The sequence below is a fragment of the Caulobacter sp. GW821-FHT10F06 genome (genome assembly GCF_058809215.1).
This window is the reverse complement of record NZ_JBXASK010000001.1, coordinates 22,339-43,119: the sequence shown is the minus strand read 5'-3', so window position 1 is coordinate 43,119 and position 20,781 is coordinate 22,339. Positions and strand designations below refer to the sequence as shown.

Sequence of the window (20,781 nt, the reverse complement as noted above, 5' to 3'; positions counted from 1 at the left end):
GCGCTCCGCGTGATCGTTATTCCTCTGGCCGGGGCGCGCGGGTCTTGTTCAACCCTTTGCCACCTTCCGGTGTGCTCTCCGTGGGAACCCGACCAGCACCGCTCCCCCAAGAGGGAGGGCTGATGTTTGCCCGTTCCGGAGCACCGGCGCGAACCTTCGGACGGGCGGGGGTTTGGCTAGCCCCCGATGGGTGGGTTTACGTCCCCCGCCCTCTGATCCCGCTCGATCACCCCTGACAGCCGCATCGGTCGCCGGCCTAGCGCCCTTCCCGTGCCGTCAGGTGAGATTGAGTATGCGGGCGGTTTCAACGCGGAGGAAAGCTCGACGCGAAAAAGTTTCAAGTCTTTGATTTCGTGACGTTCGATCTTCCGAACGCACAGCGACCAGCGCCCCTTATCCCCTCGCGCGGAGACAAGGGCGGCAGGGGGCAGGGCGGCTAAACGATCCTGAGTGAACGTTAGCTTCGACCAAACCAACATCGTCATCCCGGGCCTTGTGCCCGGGATCCCTCTGTCCACCGTAGGTGCGGGAGAGGCGGCGTGCTCAGCACGCCGCTGGCGCTTAACGTGCAAGCTGAACGAGGGGTTCCGGGCACAAGGCCCGGAATGACGGAAGTAGTGCGGAGAACTTCCCAAACCCACCCATTGCGGACGTCAAATGCTCCCCCAAAAGGGTGAGGATCTGGATTGCGTCCACTTTTCACCTGTAGCCGCCGCGCGACCTCTCGGTCGGCTCGCGTTTGGCGAAGCGCAAAGGTATCGGGAAATCCGTCCTGGTGGCGGGGGGCGGGATCGAACCGCCGACCTGTGGGTTATGAATCCACCGCTCTAACCATCTGAGCTACCCAGCCGAACCAGGACGGACGGGGGTCATACGCCCAAGCGGCGAGCGCTTCAAGCCCGCGACAGCATCTGATCGACCACCGCTTCAAGACGTCGCGCCAGGGGCTCGGGGCCGTATTCCGACAGCACCAGGGTTCGCGCCGCCTCGCCCAGGGCCTTGGCCGTCGCCGGATCGGAGGCCAGTTCGGCCAGGGCCTCGGCGAGGCGGTCGGGGTCGTCGTCGGGGACCAGGCGGCCGTTGTGGCCTTCCTTAATGATCTCGATCGGCCCGTCGATTTCGGACGCCACCACCGGCAGGCCGACGGCCATGGCCTCCAGCAGAGTCAGGGGAAAGCCTTCCTGGTGCGAGGGGAAGGCGAAGATGTCGCCGGTGGCCAGGAAGGCCGAGACGTCGCCCTTCCAGCCGACCAGCTTGACGCACGGATCCAGGTCCAGCTCGGCGATCAGGGCTTCCAGCTTGCCGCGCTCGTCGCCCTCGCCGGCGATCTCGCAGACCGCGTCGATGTCCCAGGCGCGCAGGCGCTGCATGGCGCGGATCAGGCCGTCGAAGCCCTTCTTGGGGTGCAGCCGGCCCGCTGCGACGATGCGCACGCTGGCCCCCTCGCGCGCGAACGGCGCGGCGCGGGCGGTGGGTGGTTTGACGGCGTTGGGAATGAAATGGACGTGGTCGGCGGGCGCGCCGCGATCGATCGCCAGCTGGGCCAGATGCTTGCCGACGCACAGATAGTGGGTTCCCGGCGCCACGTCGAAGGCCGGCTTATGCACGCAGACGGCCAGCACCGTCCCAGGCAGGGCGACCTTGGCGAACAGCCGCGCGGGTCGCTGACCATGGCTGATGATCAGGTCCGGCTTGGTCGCCCGCACCGTCAGCCGGGCCGCGCCCAGGGTCAGCGGATCCCAGTCGGTGAAGGCCGGGATCGGCGTCAGCGGCGGTTTGCGGTTCGCCTCGGCGACAGCGACCTTGCCGCCCTTTCGCACCACGCCGGCGCAGCTCCCGCCGGTCTTGGCGGCGATGGCCTCCAGGATCGGCTGGTAGTCGAGAAACACCTGCTCGAGGCCGCCCAAGCCCTTGCCCAGCATGGCGTGCAGGATGTTGGTCAAGGCGGGCTCCGGATCTGCTGATGGGCCGGGACCTTCGGGGCGCCCGCATTTGGTGTCAACGCGGGGGCGGTTGGCAAAGATCCTCAGTGCGCCCCCTTCCCCCTTTGATGGGGGAAGGGTTGGGGATGGGGGTGACAGAGGTTCAGGATATGGCGCGGCGTGCGTGAAGCCGTCCGGCGGTGTCACCCCCATCCCCGCCCTTCCCCCATCAAAGGGGGGAAGGGAGAAGAGAATATCTTCCCCTACTTCCCGCCTAGCAACGTCTTCACCGCCGCGTCCAGCTGGGCGTCGCCGCCGCTCAGGGTCTCGCCCAGCGGCCGGTCGACATCCACGTCCACCGGGCGGGGATTGAGCTCCATGTTCTGGCCGCGCAGGTCGTCGATGCGGATGAACGGCAGACGCACGCTGGAGCCGTCGATCAGCGAGCGCGAGCCGGTGAAGATGATCCAGCCCGCCGTCGGCTTGCCCACCACCTTGCCCAGGCCCAGCGAGCGATAGCCCTCGGTGAAGTCCTCGGCGTCCGACAGCGACGACTCGTTGGTCACCAGCACGGTCGGCAGGCCCAGAGCGCGTTGGCCCAGGTTCTGGCGCGAGGGCACCGGGAAGCGGTCGCGGGCGGTCATCATCAGATAGTTGCGGCGCGCGAACACGTCGATGACGTGGCCGTTCACATAGCCGCCGTTGTTGTTGCGCACGTCGACCACAACCCCCTCGCGGCCCTGGTTCTGGGCGTCGAGGTCGATGAACAGCTGGGCCAACGAGGCGTCCGACATGTCGGCGATGTGGACATAACCCAGACGTCCGCCGCTGGCCTTTTCCACATAGGCGCGGCGGTCGTTGACCCACTGGCGATAGAGCAGACCCGTGGCGACGGTCCCGGCCACCGGCCGCACGACCACGTCGCGCTTGCCGCTCGCGCCCTCGATGGACAGGGACACCCGCTTGCCAGCCTGGCCGCGCAGCAGCAGGTCCAGGTTCACGCCCGGCGTCAACGCCGTTCCGTTGACCGCGGCCAAGGTTTCGCCCGGTTTGATGCTGCCTTCGATGGCCGCCGGACCGAGCGCGATGACCTCGCGGATCACCAGGCCCTTGCCGGCCTCATAGGCCTCGCGGTCGAAGCGCAGGCCCAGGTCCCCGGCCCGGGCCGGCTGCGGGCCGGACGGATCGGGGGCGTTGATGCCCGAGTGCGAGGCGTTCAACTCGCCGATCAATAGGTTGATGTTGCGGCGCAGCTCGTCGCCCGTGCGGGCCCCGGCGATATAGGGCGCCCACTGCTGGCGCAGCTTGTCCCAGTCCTTGCCGTGGAACTTGCCGTCGTAGAAGCCGCGGTCCAGCACGCCCCAGGCCTGTTCGAACACCACGGTCTTTTCGGCGTCGAAGTCGATGTCCAGCTCGGCGTTGACCGCCAGCGGCTTGGGCTTGGGGCTTTCCACCGGACTGGAGACGATCGAACCGCCCTCCAGGAAGAACACCTCCTTGGAGTCCGGCGTGAAGGCGGCGTCGCCCTTCGGACGGCGGGTCGAGGTCAGCTGCACCGGAACCGGCGGCTCCCTGGAGAGCTCGTCGAGGCTGTAGGTGTAGAAGTTGGTCTGGCCGGCCTGACGGGCGCGGAACAGCAGGGTCTTGCCGTCCGGACTGATCGCCGGATCGCCGACGTCCATGCCCAGCGGCAGGAACGAGGCCCGCTCGCGGATGCCTTCGAACACGATCTTCACCGGCGTGATCTTCGGCTTGGCCCCCGCCGGCTTGGCGTCGAGCTTGGCCGGCTCCTTGGGCGCGTCCTTGCTCTCGGCGCTCTTGGACGGCTCGGACTTGGGCGGACCGTCCGGCGTGGTCGCGGGCTTGTCGGGCTCGCCCGGCTTGAAGAGGTCGCGGAAGGCGTCCTCCTTGTACTTGGGCGTGTTGGGCAGCAGGTCGATGCGCAGCATCTTGGAGTCTTCGCTGCGCTGGCCGGTGTCGGTCAGGATGAACTTGCCGTCCGGCGACCAGGCGATCTTGCCGCCGGTCTGGCCGTTGGCCAGGAAGCTGATCGGCCGCGCCGTGCCGCCCTCGGCCGGGATGACGTTGATGTTGGCGAACGACTTGCGGTCGGTCAGGGTGAAGGCCAGCCATTTGCTGTCGGGCGACCACACCGCGAAGGTGTCGTCGAAATTGTCGAGCGCGCCGTTGAAGATGGCGACGTCCTTGGCGACCTTGCCGCCCTCGAACGTCATCACGTGCAGCTCCTTGGCGTCGCGCACATAGGCCAGCATCTTGCCGTCGGGCGAGAACACCGGGGCGGTGTTGCGGCCCTTGCCCGAGGTCAGGGCCCGCTCGCTCGCCGCGGCGAAGTCGTATTCGTAGATCTGGGCCGACAGGTCGCGCTCGGACACATAGACCAAGCGCTTGGAGTCCGACGACCAGACCGGGTCGTGCTCGACGCCGGCGGTGCGGGTGACGCGCTGGGCCGCGCCGCCGTCCTTGGTCGACACGGCGAAGAGTTCGCCATGGGCGATGATCGCGGCCTTCTTGCCGTCCGGCGACAGCGACAGGGCGTCGAAGCTGGTCTCGTTCAGGCGCTTCTCGCCCGCCGCCGCCGGCGAACCGCGCAGAACGATCGGGGTCTGGGTCGCCTGGCCCGTGGCGGTGTCCAGCGACCAGATCGAGAAGCCGCGTTCGAAGACGATGGTCTTGCCGTCATAGCCGATCGACGGCCACAGCACCCGGCCGTCGGTGAAGCGGGTGACCTGCTGCGGCTTGCCGTTCAGCGGCAGCCTCCAGATGTTCTCCGCGCCGCTCTCGTTGCTCATGTAGTAGAGCGCGCCGCCGTTGGGGGTCCACATCGGCCAGGCGTGCTTGGCGCCAGCCGGCAGCAGCTTCTGATACGGCGCGTTGGCGGCGATGGGCTTGAGCCACAGCTCGGTCTCGTCGATGTGCGAGTGGCCGTTGCGCCACCACTGGCGGCTGCTGATGCCCTTGGCCATCAGGGCCACCGACTTGCCGTCCGGCGACGGGGCGCTCTCGAACTCGGCCAGATAGCGCTCGCGGCTGACCTCCAGCGGCGTGCCGCCGGTCGCGGCCACGCGATAGATGTCGCCCAGGCGCGAGACGTCGTTGGCGCCCGAGGTGAAGTAGATCCACTGGCCGTCGCGCGACCAGCCGTCCAGGCTCTCGGCCGTCTCGGCATAGGTCAGGCGCTGCAGGGCGCCCGTGGCCAGGGTCAGCACGTAGATGTTGGCGTAGCCGCTGCGGGTGGAGACGAAGGCCAGCTTGGTCCCGTCCGGCGAATAGACCGGCCGGGATTCGGTGGCCGGGTCGGTGACCAGCAGGCGCGCCTGGCCGCCCTTGGCCGGAACCGTCCAGATGTCGCCGCCCGAGGCGAAGGCGATCTCGGCGCCGTCGGGCGACAACGCCGGCTCGGCCAGGGACGGCAAGGGCGAAACCGCCGCCTGCGCGTAACCGACACCCAGCGCGAGCGCCGACACCGCGCCCAGCAGCGCCTTGAAACCTGAAGACATCGAACGCCCCTCATCAAACTCAGGGCGAAAGTGCTAGCACGTCAGACGATCAAGCCAAGCTTGAAGCGCGGTCAGGCGCCCAGTCGCGCCGCCACTTCCTCGCCGATCGCCAAGGAACTGGTCAGGCCCGGGCTCTCGATGCCGAACAGGGCCATCAGCCCTTCGAAGCCGTGGTCGTCGACGCCGCGCAGCTGGAAGTCGGGCTGCGGCTCGTCGGGGCCGTGCAGCTTGGGCCGCACGCCGGCATAGTCGGGGGTCAAAGCGCCGTCGGGCAGGCCGGGCCAGAACTTGCGGATGTAGGCGGCGAAGGCGTCGGCCCGGGCGGGATCGACCGAATAGTCGGGCGCCGGCACATATTCGAGGTCGGGCCCGAACACCGCCTGGCCGCCCAGGTCGTTGCGATAGTGGGTGCCCAGAGCCCCGTGGATCGGCGGCGGGTAGATCAGCCGCTGGAACGGCGCCTTGCCGGTCAGGCGGAAATAGACGCCCTTGCCGTAGTGGGCCTTGGGGATGTGATCGGCGGGATAGCCGTCGATGCGCCCCGCCACGTCCTGCGACGACAGGCCCGGCGCGGTCACCAGCAGCCGGCAGGTGAGGGTCGTCGGATCCGCGCCGCCAGCCCGAACGGTGAAGCCGCCGCCCGCGATGGCCTCGGCGCCCTCGAACGGCGTCGACAGCACCACCGCCCCGCCGGCCGCCTCGATCTCGCCCTGCAAAGCCAGCATGTAGTCGTGGCTGGCGAAGACGCCGCTCTCGGGTGACAGCAGGGCCGCGTGGGCGTTGAGGCCGGGCTCCAGCGTCCGGGCCTGCTCGCCGCTCATCCGCGCCATGCCCTCGACGTCGTTGTCGAGCGCCTGCTGGAGGATGGCGTCCAGGCGCGGGATCTCTTCGTCGCTCGTGGCCACCACTAGCTTGCCGCACTTCTTGTAGGCGATCCCGTGGGTGTCGAGGAACGCGTAGAGCAGCCGCCGGCCCTTCACGCACAGCTGCGCCTTCAGTGAACCGGTGGGATAGTAGAGCCCGCCGTGGATCACCTCGGAATTGCGCGACGACACGCCCTGACCGATGTGGCTTTCGGCCTCCAGCACCGCCACCACCAGGCCGCGCTTGGAAAGCGCATAGCCGCAGGCCAGGCCCACGGCGCCCGCGCCGACGACCACGGCGTCGAAATCGAACGCCTGGCTCACTCGTCGGCGGCCTTGGCCTGTGTCTTCAGGTTCGCCAGCATCTCGGACAGCGAGATGTTGCCCGCGACCTTTTCTTCGGGGTCGATGACGTCGAAGTCGAGTTCGTCCAGAAGCGCTTCCAACTGCTCGGAACCCCCGACGATCTCGGCGGCGCGGCGATAGTTCAGCTCGGCGAGCTCGGCGGCGACGCCCTCTTCCAGAGAGGCGAACTCGCCGCGATTGACCCGTTCCTGAAGATCGGCGGCGTCCTCGGCGCTGAGGCGCACCGTGACGTGATTGGCGTTGACCGGCTTTTCCATGGTCGCCAGCCTATCACGAACGGGCCATGGCATGCCACGTCGGGCCGCCAAAGGTTGTCAAACATCATGACGCCGTTCACTCTAAGGTTGAAATTTAGGAGTGGATGAACCGCATGGACCGTTGGGTTTGGCTGGCTTTGGTGTTGCTACTGGCAGCCGGCGGCGCGAGCGCTCAAACGCTTCATGCCCTATCCGCCAAAGGCTTGGCTTGGCGGCTCAAGCCCAATGGCGAGGACATCGCCCGCATCTATCCTCCAAAGGCCCAGAGAGAATCCAAGGCGGGGTGGGCGGTTGTCGAATGCCTGACCCAGGTGACGGGCGACCTCACCGACTGCAAGCTCCTTGGTGAAGCGCCCGCAGGCTACGGCTTTGGCGACGCCGCGCTCAAATTGAGCAGCAAGTTCCAGCTCGACACCAGGAAAATGGACCCCGCCAGCCTCGCCGGCGGTGTCGTGGCGATCCCCACGATCCTGAACATGACGAACGGCGGGCCCGCGCCCCTGCGCGACGACCTGGCCGGCGGTCCGGCCATTTTGCTAACCACCGCCGCGAGGGACGGAACCATTCCGTGCCCGGCGGCCGGCGCGCCGGACCAGAAGTGCGTGCTGCACAGGTTCACCTGGGATCAGCGGCCGACCATCGCCGAGACCGCCGCCTTTGTGCGGAGCGTCAATGGCGGCCCCGCCACCACGGCCTTGACCTGCTCAGTGGGCGCGGACCGGCGCCTTGTTCAGTGCGCCCGAACAGGACCGGCCGATGACGCCCAGGCCGCCGCCATGGAAGGACTGCTCGGCCTCTTTACCGCGCCGGAACAGGCCGAGGATAAGACGCCAACCGGCGGCGGCTGGATCATGGTCCAATTCAACTGGCCCGCCCTGCGCCACGCCGTCGAGACGAGCGCCCTGACGCGCGCTCGCCCCTAGGCGCTCACCCCGCCCACTGCTCCCACAGCTTGGCCTCGGCCGCCTTGGCCGTGACGACCGAGGCGTCCTTCACGTGGCCGTAGCCGCGGATGGCCTGCGGGATCTCGGCGATCTTCACGGCCAGGGGCAGGCTCTCGAGGCGCAGGCCGGCCGATAGGCGATCCAGCGCCACCTCGTACGAGGCGATCAGGCCGCGCTCCATCCGGCGCTCCTCGGTCTTGCCGAAGATGTCGAAGACGCCGCCGCGCAGGCCCTTCATCTTCGCCATCATCGGGAAGGCGAGGTCGAGCATCCAGCCGCCGAAGGCGATCTTCCTGGGACGGCCGTCCTTGTCCTTGGCGCCGATGATCGGCGGGGCCAGCCAGACCTTGGCCTTGCCGCCCTTGAACGTGCCGGCCAGCTCGGCCGCGAAGCGACCATCCGTGTACAGACGGGCGACCTCGTACTCGTCCTTGTAGGCCATCAGCTTGTAGAGATTGACCGCCGCCGCGCGGGTCAGCGGCAGGGCGCTGTCGGCGGGACTGACGGCGACTTCCGCCGTGCGGACCTTGGCCACCTTTTCGGCGTAGCGCTGGGCGTAGGCGGCGTTCTGGTAGGCGGTCAGTTCGGCCGTCCGCTTGGCGATCAGCTCGTCGAGCGGCATCGTCTCGGGCGTGGCGACGGTCGGGGTCTTGGGGCCGGCGGCGGAAGGATCATGCGCGATCCGGCGGCCTAGCTCGAAGGCCTGCAGATTGGCGTCGGCCTCGACGCCGTTCAGCTTGATGGCCCGGTAGAGCGCGCGGCTCGACAGCGGGATCACCCCGCGCTGCCAGGCGAAGCCGACCATGATCATGTTGGCGAAGATGGCGTCGCCGAACTGCTGCTCGGCAAGGGCCTGGGCCGGACAGGCGTCGAACGACTTTGACGCCGCCTTGACCCGGCGGGCCATGGCCCCGCTGTCGAACTTGACGTCGCGGCTGGTGACGAAGTCGGCGGTGGGGGCGAAATCGCTGTTGCCGAAGGCCCGCGTGCGGTCCTTGGCATAGAGCGACAGACCCTCCGGCGAGGCGGCCACCAGCAGGTCGCAGGCGATCAGCACGTCGGCGCTGGCGGCGGGCACGCGGCCGCCGACCACGGTCTCTTCCGTCTCGCCGATCTTGACGTGGCTGAACACCGACCCGCCCTTCTGGGCCAGACCCGTCATGTCCACGACACTGCCCGAGCGCCCGTCGATATGGGCGGCCATGGCCAGGATCGAGGCGACGGTGGTGACGCCCGTGCCGCCCACGCCGGTGAAGATGATCTTGCGCACGCCAGTCAGCGGTTCGAATTCCGGCAGCGGCGTAGAGTCGGCGGTCAGGGCGGCGGGCTTGGTCTTTGACTGCGCGTTCTCGGCGCCCTCCAGCGTGATGAACGACGGGCAGAAGCCCTCGACGCAGGAATAGTCCTGATTGCAGCTGGACTGGTTGATCTTGCGCTTGCGGCCGAACTCGGTGTCCAGCGGCTCGACCGAGACGCAGTTGGACTTCACCGAGCAGTCGCCGCAGCCCTCGCAGACCAGCGGGTTGATGAAGACGCGCTGGGTCGCCTTGGCCATGGTCCCGCGCTTGCGGCGACGGCGCTTCTCGGTGGCGCAGGTCTGGTCGTAGAGCAGCACCGTGGTCCCGGGCGTGTCGCGCAGCATCTTCTGCACGGTCATCAGCTCCGAGCGCGGGAAGACCTCGACGCCGGGGGCCAGATCGGTGACGCCCTGATAGCGCTCCAGCTCATCGACGACGATGACGGTCTTGGTCACGCCCTCGGACGCCAGCTGGCGGGTGATCTGGGCGGGGGTGAAGCCGCTTTCGGCCCGCTGGCCGCCGGTCATGGCGACGGCGTCGTTGAACAGCAGCTTGTAGGTGATGTTGGCCTTGGCAGCGATCGCGCCCCGGATCGCCAGCGAGCCGGAGTGATTGTAGGTGCCGTCGCCCAGGTTCTGGAAGACGTGCTTCTCGGTGGTGAACGGCGCCGCGCCCACCCAGGTCAGGCCCTCGCCGCCCATGTGGGTGTTGAGGTCGGTCGAGGGATCGTTGAAGCCGGCCATGTAGTGACAGCCGATGCCGGCCAGGGCCCGCGAGCCCTCGGGCAGCTTGGTCGAGGTGTTGTGCGGGCAGCCCGAGCAGAAGAACGGCTTGCGGGCCTGGTCGGCGGCCAGGCTGACGGCGGCGACGCCGGCGGCCGACACGCGGTCCAGATAGGCCCGGGCCCGCGCCATGTGCGGCCCGTCGGGCAGGCGGTCATAGATGGCCAGAGCGATTTCGGCGACCGACAGCGAACCCAGCTCCGACAGCAGCGGGTGATGGTGCTCGTCGGTCTTGCCGATGATGCGGGGGCGGGCTTGCGCGGGAAGATCGTAGAGCGCGGCGCGCGCCTGGGGCTCGATCAGGCCGCGCTTGTGTTCGATGACCATCAGGGTCTCGAGGCCGGCGGCGAAGGCGCGGATGCCCAGGGGCTCCAGCGGCCAGGGCATGCCGACCTTGTAGATCGAGACGCCCAAGTCAGCGGCTTCCTGCAAGGTCATGCCCATGGCCGTGAAGGCTTCCAGCACGTCCTTATAGGCCTGCCCCTGGCAGACGATGCCCAAGCGGGCCTTGCCGACGCGAACGTGCGAGGCGCCCAGCACCACGCGGTCGATCTGGTTGGCCCGGGCGAAGGCCAGGGCGGCGGGCAGCTTGTGAAGTCGGAGGCGGCGCTCCTTCTCCATCGGCTGGTCCTTCAGCCGGATGCCGAGACCGCCGGGCGGCATCGGGAAGTCGGGGATGACCAGCTTGTGGCGGTCCAGCGAGACATCGATGGTCACGCCGCTATCCATGGTGTCGGCCAGGGCGATCATGCCGGTCCAAAGGCCAGTGAAGCGCGACATCGAAATGCCCAGCAGGCCGTAGTCGAGCACTTCCTGCACGTCGGCCGGTGACAGCACCGGCATCTCGAAGTCCTGGAAGGCGAATTCCGACTGCGACGGCAGGGTCGAGGACTTGCAGCTGTGGTCGTCGCCGGCCACGGCCAGCACGCCGCCGGTCGGGAAGCTGCCGGCGAAATTGGCGTGCTTGAAGACGTCGCCGGTGCGGTCCACGCCGGGGGCCTTGCCGTACCACATGCCGAAGACGCCATCGTGAGTCGCGCCGGGGAACAGATTTGCCTGCTGGCTGCCCCATACGGCCGTCGCGGCCAGATCCTCGTTGAGGCCTTCCTTGAAGACCACGTCGTGGGCGCCCAGCAGCTTGCCCATCCGCGCCGCCTGCTGGTCCAGACCGCCCAGGGGCGAGCCGCGATAGCCCGACAGGAAGCCCGCCGTGTTCAACCCGGCGATGCGGTCCAGCCGCTTGCGATCGAGCAAAACCCTGATCAAAGCCTGCACGCCCGTGATGAAGGCGCGACCATCTTCGAGCACATATTTGTCGTCGAGCGTGACTTCCGAGTGCCTCATGGCAAAAATTTTCCTCCCGGGTCTTCTCGCCCGCTCAGCAATATCTTATAGAAGCGCGGAAATTGTTTGCCCAAGGCGTGCCCGACTCGGGACCGCTTTGCGCAAGATCGCCGCGTCAAATGACCTCTGGGGGAGGAATTCTTGTCCGAACAACTCGACGCCGTGGATGCTAAGATCCTCGATCTCATCCAACACGACGCCGGACTGTCCGTCGCCGAGATCGCCGAACGGGTCGGATTGTCGTCCAGCCCGTGCTGGCGGCGGATCAAAAGACTGGAAGACGCGGGCGTCATCCAGCGCCGCGTGACCATTCTGGACCGCGAAAAGCTGGGCCTGGGCTTCGAGGTCTATTGCACCGTCAAGCTGTCGCTGCCGACCAAGGAAAACCTCGACACGTTCGAGCAGGCCGTGGGCAAATGGGCCGAGGTCGTCCAGTGCGCCACCGTCACCGGCGCGGCCGACTACGAGATGCGCATCGTCACCCGCGACATGCGCGCCTTCGACGAGTTCCTGCGCGACAAGCTGCTGTCGCTGGGCCTGGTGTCGAACATCGAGAGCCGGATCGTCATCCGGGGCGTCAAGAACTCGACGGCGGTGCCCCTGGGTCTGGTCAGCCCGTATGTGAGCCCGCTGGGCTAACCCCCTCTAAGAGAGATCGATCATGGCCAATCCGGCATCCGGCGCCTCCGGGGCGTCGGCGCGACGCGTGCTGGCCGCCAGCCTGATCGGCACGGCGGTCGAGTTCTACGACTTCTATATCTACGCGACTGCCGCCTCGCTGGTGTTCGGGCCGCTGTTCTTCCCGTCGGCCTCGGCCTCGGCTCAACTTCTGGCGTCATATGCCAGCCTGAGCATCGCCTTCATCGCCCGCCCGCTGGGCTCGATCGTGTTCGGACACTTCGGCGACCGCATCGGCCGCAAGTCGACCCTGGTGGCGTCGCTGCTGATCATGGGCGGCTCGACCATGGCCATCGCCTTCCTGCCGACCTACCAGATGGCCGGCTGGATCGCGCCGTTCCTGCTGTGCCTGCTGCGCTTTGGCCAGGGCTTCGGCCTGGGCGGCGAATGGGGCGGCGCGGCCCTGCTGGCGGTGGAGAACGCTCCCCCCGGCTGGCGCGCGCGGTTCGGCATGTTCCCGCAGCTGGGCGCGCCGGTCGGCTTCATCGCCGCCAACGGACTGTTCCTGATCCTGGGCCTGCTGATGTCGCCCGAACAGTTCCAGGCCTGGGGGTGGCGCCTGCCGTTCCTGGGCAGCTTCCTGCTGGTCGGGGTCGGCCTGTGGGTGCGCCTGAAGCTGACCGAGACCAAGGCCTTCACCGAGGCCCTGCACGAAGCCCCGCCCGCCAATGTGCCGCTGCTGGACCTGTTCAAGGGTTTCCCGCGCGAGACCCTGGCCGGCACGCTGGGCGTCGTGGCCTGCTTCGCCCTGTTCTACATCTCGACCGCCTTCGTGATGGGCTATGGCGTCACGGCGCTCGGCTATGACCGCGAGACCTTCCTGGGCGTGATGCTGGTGGCCATCCTGTTCATGGCTGGCGGCATCATCGTCTCGGGCTATTGGGCCGACGCCAGCAGCCCGCGCCGGGTGCTGATGACCGGCTGCGTGGCCACCCTCGTCACCGGCGCGCTGCTGGGGACCTTGCTGGGCAGCGGCTCCCTGCTGCTGGTCTGGGTGTGGCTGTCGCTGGCGCTGTTCTCGATGGGCCTGGTCTACGGACCGCTGGGCGCCTGGCTGCCCAGCCTGTTCCCGGCCCGCGTGCGCTATACCGGCGCTTCGATCGCCTTCAACGCCGGCGGCATCCTCGGCGGCGGCCTGGCGCCGATGGTCGCCCAGACGCTGGTCGGCCATGGCGGCCTGGCCTATGTCGGCCTCTATCTGGGCGTCGCCGGCCTGGTCAGCCTGCTGGCCCTGCTGCCGCTGAAGACGATGCCGGACACGCTGTAGCGCCTCCTATCTCCTTCATTCCCGCCCTCGTGGCGGGAACCCCTCTGCCCGTCCGCAGGTGCGGATGTGTGGCGCGCCAATGCGCTTCACGTGTCAGCTGAACCAGGGGTTCCCGCCACAAGGGCGGGAATGACGAATGTTATAAGAGCGGCGCCCGTTCCTGAGGGATTTAGACAAGACGCCCGCCGCCGCGCGCGGCTAAGTTCGAGTCGTTCTTCCTCGGAGCCCGCCATGATCGACCTCGTCATCGAAGCCCGCCGTCACGATATCGGAAACTTCGAGGTCGGCCGGGTGCTGCCGTTCCACGCCAAGCGGATGGTCGGCCCCTTCACCTTCCTGGACCACATGGGTCCCGCCGAGTTCGCACCGGGCTTTCCCAAGAGCGCCGACGTGCGGCCGCACCCGCATATCGGCCTCTCCACGCTGAGCTACCTGTTCCAGGGCGAGATCACCCACCGCGACAGCGTCGGCTCGCTGGCGGTGATCAAGCCGGGCGAGGTCAACTGGATGACCGCCGGCAGCGGCATCACCCACTCCGAGCGCTTCGAGACCCTGCGCCGCCAAGGCGGCCGCATGGACGGCATGCAGGCCTGGATCGCCCTGCCCAAGGAATACGAGGAGGTCGATCCCAGCTTCACCCACCACGAGGGCGACACCGAGCTGCCCTATTATGAGAGCGGCGGGCTGAAAGCGCGGCTGATCGCCGGCGAGGCGTTCGGGGCCAAGGCCAATGTGCCGGTCTATTCGCCGCTGTTCTATGTGCACTGGGAGATGGCGGCCGGGACCACCGCCGCCCTGCCCGCCGAATATTCCGAGCGCGCCGCCTATGTCGCCAGCGGCAAGGTCGAGGTCGACGGGCGCGAGCTGAACGCCCTGCAGATGGCCGTGTTCGCGCCGGGCGACACCATCGTCTTCAAGGCCTTGGAGCCCTCGACCGTCATGCTGCTGGGCGGCGAGCCGATCGGCCCGCGCTTCATGGAATGGAACTTCGTCTCCTCGTCCAAGGACCGCATCGAGCAGGCGAAGGCCGACTGGAAAGCCGGGCGCATGAAGCTGCCCGACCTCGACCACGACGAGTTCATCCCCTTGCCCGAAGCCAAGCCGACTCCGCCGCCTCAGCCAATGTGACGTTTGGCGGCAACCGAAGCGTTGCTGCCGAATTATCTCCTGACCACGGCGCAAACGCCGGGATTGGGAGAAGACGACCATGCGTATCGTGACGATGGCGGCGATCGCCGCTCTGGGCCTGACGGCCATGGCTTGCGAGAGCAAGACCGAGAAGGCGGCCGAGGCCACCACCGAAGCCAACACCGCCGCCGTCGAGAGCCAGAAGGCCGCCGACGCCGCCGCCACAGCCGCCACCGCGACCGCGGACGCCGCGACGGCCACGACCGAAGCCAGCAAGGAAGCCGCCGGCGACACCGCCGCAGCCGCTGGCAAGGAAGCCGAGAAGGCCGGCGACGCCGCCAAAGCGGCCGGCGACAAGGCCAAGGACGCCGCTCACTAGAGCCAAGACCGCCGACCGTCCTGAGGGCGGTCGGCGGTCGATTGCCCCGGACGGCCCAGCCTGCTAACCCCGATCAAACGATTGTTCGAACGATTGACAAAGGGGACGCATGCTGGGTTTCACCACGTCCGACGGCCTGAACGTCGCCTACCACGTCTGGGGCGATGACGAGGGTCGCCCGCCGGTGCTGCTGCATCACGGCTTTGGCGCGAGCGGACCCATCAACTGGAAATTCCCCGGCGTCGTCGACGCCCTCGTCGCGGCCGACCGCAAGGTGGTGGCGGTGGACGCGCGCGGCCACGGCGCATCGGACAAGCCCCACGATCCGGCCTTCTACGGCGAGGCGCGCATGGCGCGCGACCTTTCGGAGTTGATCGATCATCTGGGCGTGCCGGCCGTCGATCTGGCGGGCTATTCGATGGGCGCGATCGTGTCGCTTATCGCCGCCAGCCAGGAGCCGCGCATCCGGCGACTCGTCACCGGCGGCGTGGGCGAAGGCGTGGTGGCGACCGGCGGGGTCGACACGCGCTTCGTACCCAACATGGAGATCGTCGCGGCCCTGCTGGCCGAGGATCCGGCGACCATCACCCATCCGGGGGCGGCCCCGTTCCGGCAGTTCGCCGACGCCATCGGCGCCGACCGCAAGGCCCTGGCGGCCCAGGCGTCGGTCGTGCACGCTACGCCCATCGCCCTGTCGGCGATCACGGCGCCGACCTTGGTCACGGCCGGAGACGACGATCCGCTGGCGATCCATCCGGACCGCCTGGCCACCGCCATCCCCGGCGCGCGTTCGTTGCTGGTCAAGGGCGACCACCGCGCCGCGGTCGCCGATCCGGCGTTCGCGGCGGCGATCGTCGCCTTCCTGGCCGAACCCTAGGCGACGCGACGATTGATGATCTTGCTGGGGCCGCGCAGGATCAGGCCCAGCACCAGACCGACGCCGGCGGCGATGGCCAGGGCGGGACCCGGCTTCTTGTGCACGAAGGTCTCGACCTCGTTATAGCCGGCCAGGGCCTTTTCCTTGGTCCTATCCACGGCGACGTGAACGTTTTCCTTGGTGTGGTCCACCGCGTCGAGCGCCACTTCCTTCAGATGACCATAGGTCTCCTTGGCGGCGCCGGCGGCTTGCTTCAGCTTACCCTTGGCTTGGGTCTTGGGATTGGCGGCCAGGGCGCCGACCGCGTCTTCCACGCGCCCCGAAACGTTTTCAGCGGCGCCAAAGATCTGTTCGTTGTTCATTGGACTATCCCGGGTTTGAGGGGCGCGCGCGAGCATCTCGGCTTTCGCCGCGCCGCCACGCTGACAGTCAGAACCCGCCGAAAGACGAAGCGTTCCAGACCGAAAAACGCGCAAGTGCGCGTCGACACACTTCTTGAGTGCATGCGTCCGAAACTGCGCTATCGTGAGATATCGCCGGTTTGTCAGGAGCACGTCACATGCTGGGCCTGGTTCTCATCACACTCATGCTGCAACAACCCGCTTCGGCCGAGCCGACCGTGCTGGACGGCGTGCGCGTGCAGCCTCGCGCCGGCACGCCTACGCATCACAACATCGCCATGCAATGGAACGCCCTGCTGGCCAAGGAGCCGGATCGGGTCGTCTGCGTCGCCAAGACCAGCACCAAGAGTCGCCTGCCCCAGCAGAAGACCTGCGCTAGCCTGCGGGAATGGTACGGCTTCCAGTCGGTGCGCGACATGGAGCCCCTGAGCGCCGGGGTCGCTCAGAACGGCCGCGTCGAATTGATCGGCGACACCAGCGCCGTCCTGCAGCCGCCCTACGAGCTGATCGACATGGTCCAGAACCAGATGCGCGATCCCAAGGCCCGCGCGCGCGCCGAGGCCCGGGCCGAGGCTCGGCTGCAAGCCGAAGCCCAGACACGCCGGCCCTGATCCATCGGCAGGCAGACGGCCCGAAAGGCCGTCGCTCGCCTTGACCGCGCCGCGCCGACGGCCGATGGAATCGGCATGACCGACACCAGCCTCATCCAATTCGTCCGCGGCCTGCCCAAGGCAGAACTCCACATGCACATCGAGGGCAGCCTCGAGCCCGAGCTGATGTTCGAGCTGGCGACCCGCAACGGCGTCACCCTGCCCTACAAGTCGGTGGACGAGATCCGCGCGGCCTACGCCTTCTCGAACCTGCAGGACTTCCTCGACATCTACTACCAAGGCGCCGGCGTGCTGCTGACCGAGGCCGACTTCAAGGACCTGGCCCTGGCCTATTTCATGCGCCTAGCGGCCGACGGCGGCACCCATGCCGAGATCTTCTTCGACCCCCAGACCCACACCGATCGCGGCGTCGCCTTCGAGGTGGTGATGAAGGGTCTGCTGGCCGGCATGGCCGAGGCCGAAAAGACGCTGGGCGTGACCAGCAAGCTGATCCTCTGTTTCCTGCGCCACCTGGACGAGGACGCCGCCTTCGCCGCGCTTGAGCAGGCCAAGCCCTGGCTGGACCAGATCGCCGGCGTCGGCCTGGACAGCTCCGAAGTGGGCCATCCCCCGGCCAAGTTCGCCCGCGTGTTCCAGGCCGCTCGCGACCTGGGCTTGAAGATCGTCGCCCATGCCGGCGAGGAAGGCCCGCCGGCCTATGTCTGGGAAGCCATCGACCTGGTGAAGGTCGACCGCATCGACCACGGCAACCGCGCCCTCGAAGACGAGGCCCTGACCGCGCGCCTGATCGAGGACGGCACGACCCTGACGGTCTGCCCGCTGTCGAACCTGAAGCTGTGCGGTGTGCCGAGCCTGGACGTGCATCCGCTCAAGCGCATGCTGGAACTGGGTCTGAAGGCCACGGTCAACTCCGACGACCCGGCCTATTTCGGCGGCTATCTGCTGGAAAACTACATGGCCACCGCCAACGCCGTCGGCCTGACGCGCGAGGATCTGGTGACCCTGGCCAAGAACAGCTTCTCGGGGTCGTTCCTCAGCGAAGCCGAGAAGGCCGAGCGGGTGGCGGGCGTCGAGGCTTACGCGGCGGCGAACTGACTCACCTGATACCGCATAAGCTTGTCATCCCGGCCGCAGCGAAGCGGAGAGCCGGGACCCAGGGGCCAACGCAATGCGGCTGCCTCTGGGTCCCGGACAGCCTCTGCGAGGCTTCCGGGATGACAAGATTGGGTGTGACGAGTCGCGAACTAGCCGGCGACGGCGCTTCGCAAGGCCGCGGCAAGGTCGTCGAGCCCGGCCAGATCGATATCCGGATCGATCCGCACAACCACCACAGAGCCTTCCAGATGATCTGCGATCGGCGTTTCATCCGAGGCGATCTCGCGGCTGCGCGACGAAACACCAACGGCTTGCACGCCGGCGTCGCGCAAATGGGCCAGCACGGCCGGTGCGGTGTCGTCGGGCAGGCTGAGCGCGCAGGCGTCCGACACCCAACTCATGCCCCAGCCCGGCTGGAAGCCGATCGGGGCGTCCAGCAGCAGCACCCGCAGGCGCTGGGCGGCGGTCGACAGACGCGGACGGATGCGCGGCCAAAGCTCCAGGCCGGCCTCGCCTTCGAAGCGCGCGGCCTCGATGGCGTTGATCGGGGTGGCGTCCTCGCAGGCGACGAACACGCCCTGGCCGCTGGGCAGGCCGACGATGACCGGCACGGGAGCGCTCTGGATGACGTCAAAGGCCTCGACGGCCTCGACCAGGATCGGCAGGCCGGTCTCGTCGCGGAAGGCGGCCCAGGCGCGCAGGTCGGGCGCACGGCCGTGGGCGCCGGCGGGCAGGATGGCCTCCAGCGGACCGGGGGCCTCGGGCAGGCGCTCGCGCAGGTGATTGGCGTCGAACATCCAGCTGAACGGGTCGACGTCGACCAGCCAGGGCTTCAGACCTGCGGCGGCGACGCCGGCCAGAACCTCGGCGCTGGCCAGGGCCGAGACCACGCAGACACCGCCCGGACGCACGCCCAGGGCGGTCAGCGAAGCGGCGACGGCCTGGGTGCGATCGGACAGAACACGGATGGCGACGGGACGGCAGAAGCGCGCCATCAGCGCCGCTTCCTGGCCGGGGCCGTGGCCAGCGGCGCGCAGGGCTTCGGCGACGGCGTCGAAATCGACCGGGACGGAAGGCGCGCGCGAGACAGCGCTCTTCGACTTCAGTTCGGGGACGACGGCGGGCGAAGGACGCATGACTGAGGCGCTTCCACGAGTGACCGACGCCCCAATTGCGGCGCCTTATGGTTAAGCAACCGTATCGAGCGATTCCATTCGCCTAGATGCGGCGCGCGGTCGCGGGACAATTGCTCACCCTCTGATCGTCCCTGGTCGCGCAAGGCGCAGCTCAGGTTACGACGCCAAACGAGCGAAGACGTTACGCGTTCCCGGACAACCTCGGCGGAACCGTTACTGAACCGGACGCTGCCATGAGTCGCGCAACTCGCGCTTGAGAACCTTGCCGATGTGACTGCGCGGCAGGGACTCGACGATCAGCAGGTCGGCCAGGCGCTGGGTCTTGCCGACCCGGCCGTTGACGAAGGTCCGGATCTCTTCGGCGCTGGCGGTCGCGCCGCTCTTCAGCGCCACGAAGGCGATCGGCGTCTCGCCCCAGGCGTCGGACGGCACGCCCACCACGGCGGCCTCGGCCACGGCCTCGTGCTTGAGGATCTCGGCCTCCAGGTCGCTGGGATAGATATTGAACCCGCCGCTGATGATCATGTCCTTCTTGCGATCCATCAGGGTGAGGAAGCCGTCCTCGTCGAACCGGCCGACGTCGCCGGTGCGGATGAAGTTCCAGCCCTCCGGCGAGATCCAGGTCGCCTCGGCGGTCTTGCCCGGCTGGCCGTGATAGCCGTTCATCATTCCGGCCGAGCGGCCGACGATCTCGCCGACCACGCCGGGGCCGACCTGAACGCCGTCCTCGTCGATCAGTCGGATGTCGTGGCCGGGCGCGGGCTTGCCGACCGTGTGCAGTTTGTCGGGATGCTCGTGGGCCATCAGGATGCAGGTGCCGCCGCCCTCGGTCATGCCGAAATACTCGACCAGCCCGCCGGGCCAGCGCTTGAGCACATCGGCCTTCAGATTGGCCGCGAATGGCGCGCTGGTGCAGAACTTCATGTGCGTGGTCGACAGGTCGTAGCTGTCGAAGTCCGGCCGCTCCATCAGGCGGCGGTACTGCACCGGCACCAGCATGGTGTGGGTCATGCGGTACTGCTGGGCCAGCTCCAGATAGCGGCCCGCGTCGAACTTCTTCATCAGCACCACCGTGCCGCCGCCGGCCAGGGTGGGGAAGAAGACGACGAGCGTGGTGTTGGAATAGAGCGGCGTCGACAGCAGGGTCACCGCGCCGGGCGCGTAGCCGATGGCGTCGCCTCGGAAGACGTGCTTCCAGCGCATGCCATGCGACTGGACGATGCCCTTGGGCGTGCCGGTGGTGCCGCTGGAATAGATGATGTTGAACGGATGCTCGGGGGCGATCTCGACCGCCGTCGGCCTGGCGCCTTCGGGGGCCAACCAGACGTCGAAGGCCTCGCCGGTCGACGAGCCGTCCAGCGCGATGTGGCGCGCGGCGACCGGCGCGGGCGCTTGGGCCTCGGCCACCCCCGCGTCGAGAAAGAACAGCTTGGCTCCGCAGTCGGCGACCATGCCGGCGATCGACTCCGGCGTGGACGAAGGCGCGATCGGGGCCACGGCGACGCCGGCGCGGAGACCGCCCAGGAACACCGCCGCATAGGGGATCGACGACAGGGCGCAGACGGCGACGGCCTCGCCTTGCTGGACGCCGTCGCGTTGCAGGGCGGCGGCGACGCGGTCGACCAGAGCGTCGAACTGTCCATAGGTCACGCGCTCGCCGGTTTCCATGATGATGGCTGGGTGGTCGGGGTTTTCCTGCGTCCGAAGCCGCAGGATGTCGCCCATCACGCCGTAGTCGGCGGACATCATGGCGGCGATGGTGGTCATGGCGTCTTCCCTGGAACGCAAAACATTCTTGTCATCCCGGGCGGCGAAGCCGACCCGGGACCCAGGGGCCAATGGCAGTGCGGTGGCTCCTGGGTCCCGGCTCTCCGCTGCGCTGCGGCCGGGATGACAAGCTTTTTTGGATACTGAC

The 20,781-nt window shown here is 68.0% G+C and carries 16 protein-coding genes, 1 tRNA gene and 1 pseudogene; 8 read left to right on the top strand and 10 right to left on the bottom strand.

Translation table 11 applies throughout. The features are described 5' to 3' along the window. Positions 1-773 precede the first annotated feature (773 nt). The 5 genes from AC1RUS_RS00165 to AC1RUS_RS00145 all read right to left on the bottom strand — a co-directional run bounded on the left by AC1RUS_RS00165 (position 774) and on the right by AC1RUS_RS00145 (position 6,926). Positions 774-850, bottom strand: a tRNA-Met gene (locus AC1RUS_RS00165). Between the two features lie 43 nt (positions 851-893). Beyond that, positions 894-1,943: a glycosyltransferase gene (locus AC1RUS_RS00160; protein WP_492911824.1), complete on the bottom strand. Its 1,050-nt coding sequence runs from the start codon at positions 1,941-1,943 to the stop codon at positions 894-896. 242 nt (positions 1,944-2,185) lie between these two features. Next, a complete protein-coding gene (locus tag AC1RUS_RS00155) occupies positions 2,186-5,440 on the bottom strand; it encodes a S41 family peptidase (RefSeq protein ID WP_492911822.1) in 3,255 nt (1,084 codons plus the stop codon). A 71-nt stretch (positions 5,441-5,511) separates the two neighbouring features. Continuing rightward, positions 5,512-6,627 carry an NAD(P)/FAD-dependent oxidoreductase gene (locus tag AC1RUS_RS00150; protein ID WP_492911820.1) on the bottom strand — a complete coding sequence of 372 codons (1,116 nt, stop codon included), beginning with the start codon at positions 6,625-6,627 and terminating at the stop codon, positions 5,512-5,514. Next, positions 6,624-6,926: a hypothetical protein gene (locus tag AC1RUS_RS00145; RefSeq protein WP_492911818.1), complete on the bottom strand. Its 303-nt coding sequence runs from the start codon at positions 6,924-6,926 to the stop codon at positions 6,624-6,626. The genes AC1RUS_RS00150 and AC1RUS_RS00145 overlap by 4 nt, the downstream gene beginning before the upstream one ends. A gap of 104 nt (positions 6,927-7,030) precedes the next feature. Between AC1RUS_RS00145 and AC1RUS_RS00140 the strand changes: the two genes are divergently transcribed. After that, positions 7,031-7,849 (top strand): hypothetical protein, encoded by an 819-nt coding sequence (locus AC1RUS_RS00140; RefSeq protein ID WP_492911816.1) that lies wholly within the window; start codon positions 7,031-7,033, stop codon positions 7,847-7,849. Between the two features lie 4 nt (positions 7,850-7,853). Here AC1RUS_RS00140 and AC1RUS_RS00135 read toward each other — a convergent pair whose 3' ends face one another. Next, positions 7,854-11,294: an indolepyruvate ferredoxin oxidoreductase family protein gene (locus AC1RUS_RS00135; RefSeq protein WP_492911814.1), complete on the bottom strand. Its 3,441-nt coding sequence runs from the start codon at positions 11,292-11,294 to the stop codon at positions 7,854-7,856. Positions 11,295-11,435: 141 nt separating this feature from the next. Here AC1RUS_RS00135 and AC1RUS_RS00130 point away from each other — a divergent pair, with 141 nt between their 5' ends. The 5 genes from AC1RUS_RS00130 to AC1RUS_RS00110 all read left to right on the top strand — a co-directional run bounded on the left by AC1RUS_RS00130 (position 11,436) and on the right by AC1RUS_RS00110 (position 15,623). Then, entirely contained in the window at positions 11,436-11,933 is a 498-nt protein-coding gene (locus AC1RUS_RS00130) for an Lrp/AsnC family transcriptional regulator (protein WP_035045585.1), read from the top strand. Between the two features lie 22 nt (positions 11,934-11,955). After that, a complete protein-coding gene (locus tag AC1RUS_RS00125; protein ID WP_492911812.1) occupies positions 11,956-13,239 on the top strand; it encodes an MFS transporter in 1,284 nt (427 codons plus the stop codon). A 231-nt stretch (positions 13,240-13,470) separates the two neighbouring features. After that, positions 13,471-14,367 (top strand): pirin family protein, encoded by an 897-nt coding sequence (locus tag AC1RUS_RS00120; protein WP_492911810.1) that lies wholly within the window; start codon positions 13,471-13,473, stop codon positions 14,365-14,367. A 79-nt stretch (positions 14,368-14,446) separates the two neighbouring features. After that, positions 14,447-14,746 (top strand): hypothetical protein, encoded by a 300-nt coding sequence (locus AC1RUS_RS00115; protein ID WP_492911808.1) that lies wholly within the window; start codon positions 14,447-14,449, stop codon positions 14,744-14,746. Positions 14,747-14,855: 109 nt separating this feature from the next. Then, positions 14,856-15,623, top strand: coding sequence for an alpha/beta fold hydrolase (locus AC1RUS_RS00110; protein ID WP_492911806.1), 768 nt, complete (start codon positions 14,856-14,858; stop codon positions 15,621-15,623). On the opposite strand, the gene AC1RUS_RS00105 is transcribed toward AC1RUS_RS00110, so the two are convergent. Continuing rightward, positions 15,620-15,985, bottom strand: a complete 366-nt coding sequence (locus AC1RUS_RS00105) for an ElaB/YgaM/YqjD family protein (protein WP_492911804.1) — start codon at positions 15,983-15,985, stop codon at positions 15,620-15,622. The genes AC1RUS_RS00110 and AC1RUS_RS00105 overlap by 4 nt on opposite strands. Before the next feature lie 197 nt (positions 15,986-16,182). Here AC1RUS_RS00105 and AC1RUS_RS00100 point away from each other — a divergent pair, with 197 nt between their 5' ends. Together AC1RUS_RS00100 and AC1RUS_RS00095 are read left to right on the top strand one after the other, a co-directional pair. Next, the gene (locus tag AC1RUS_RS00100; RefSeq protein ID WP_492911802.1) at positions 16,183-16,635 is read left to right on the top strand and encodes a hypothetical protein; all 453 of its coding nucleotides are present in this window, start codon (positions 16,183-16,185) and stop codon (positions 16,633-16,635) included. 75 nt (positions 16,636-16,710) lie between these two features. Then, entirely contained in the window at positions 16,711-17,730 is a 1,020-nt protein-coding gene (locus AC1RUS_RS00095; protein WP_492911800.1) for an adenosine deaminase, read from the top strand. A 149-nt stretch (positions 17,731-17,879) separates the two neighbouring features. Here AC1RUS_RS00095 and AC1RUS_RS00090 read toward each other — a convergent pair whose 3' ends face one another. The 3 genes and pseudogenes from AC1RUS_RS00090 to AC1RUS_RS00080 form a co-directional block, all read right to left on the bottom strand. Beyond that, positions 17,880-18,866: a DegT/DnrJ/EryC1/StrS family aminotransferase gene (locus AC1RUS_RS00090; RefSeq protein ID WP_492911798.1), complete on the bottom strand. Its 987-nt coding sequence runs from the start codon at positions 18,864-18,866 to the stop codon at positions 17,880-17,882. 213 nt (positions 18,867-19,079) lie between these two features. Then, entirely contained in the window at positions 19,080-20,633 is a 1,554-nt protein-coding gene (locus AC1RUS_RS00085) for a class I adenylate-forming enzyme family protein (RefSeq protein WP_492912941.1), read from the bottom strand. Between the two features lie 30 nt (positions 20,634-20,663). Beyond that, a pseudogene (locus AC1RUS_RS00080) lies at positions 20,664-20,771 on the bottom strand (hypothetical protein); the annotation flags it as partial. Between the last annotated feature and the right edge of the window lie 10 nt (positions 20,772-20,781).

Bases quoted from the DNA above. Each gene is read 5' to 3' on its own strand.
- AC1RUS_RS00155 (WP_492911822.1), bottom strand. From the start codon at position 5,440: ATGTCTTCAGGTTTCAAGGCGCTGCTGGGCGCGGTGTCGGCGCTCGCG.
- AC1RUS_RS00145 (WP_492911818.1), bottom strand. From the start codon at position 6,926: ATGGAAAAGCCGGTCAACGCCAATCACGTCACGGTGCGCCTCAGCGCC.
- AC1RUS_RS00140 (WP_492911816.1), top strand. From the start codon at position 7,031: ATGAACCGCATGGACCGTTGGGTTTGGCTGGCTTTGGTGTTGCTACTG.
- AC1RUS_RS00135 (WP_492911814.1), bottom strand. From the start codon at position 11,294: ATGAGGCACTCGGAAGTCACGCTCGACGACAAATATGTGCTCGAAGAT.
- AC1RUS_RS00125 (WP_492911812.1), top strand. From the start codon at position 11,956: ATGGCCAATCCGGCATCCGGCGCCTCCGGGGCGTCGGCGCGACGCGTG.
- AC1RUS_RS00120 (WP_492911810.1), top strand. From the start codon at position 13,471: ATGATCGACCTCGTCATCGAAGCCCGCCGTCACGATATCGGAAACTTC.
- AC1RUS_RS00115 (WP_492911808.1), top strand. From the start codon at position 14,447: ATGCGTATCGTGACGATGGCGGCGATCGCCGCTCTGGGCCTGACGGCC.
- AC1RUS_RS00110 (WP_492911806.1), top strand. From the start codon at position 14,856: ATGCTGGGTTTCACCACGTCCGACGGCCTGAACGTCGCCTACCACGTC.
- AC1RUS_RS00105 (WP_492911804.1), bottom strand. From the start codon at position 15,985: ATGAACAACGAACAGATCTTTGGCGCCGCTGAAAACGTTTCGGGGCGC.
- AC1RUS_RS00100 (WP_492911802.1), top strand. From the start codon at position 16,183: ATGCTGGGCCTGGTTCTCATCACACTCATGCTGCAACAACCCGCTTCG.
- AC1RUS_RS00095 (WP_492911800.1), top strand. From the start codon at position 16,711: ATGACCGACACCAGCCTCATCCAATTCGTCCGCGGCCTGCCCAAGGCA.
- AC1RUS_RS00090 (WP_492911798.1), bottom strand. From the start codon at position 18,866: ATGCGTCCTTCGCCCGCCGTCGTCCCCGAACTGAAGTCGAAGAGCGCT.
- AC1RUS_RS00085 (WP_492912941.1), bottom strand. From the start codon at position 20,633: ATGACCACCATCGCCGCCATGATGTCCGCCGACTACGGCGTGATGGGC.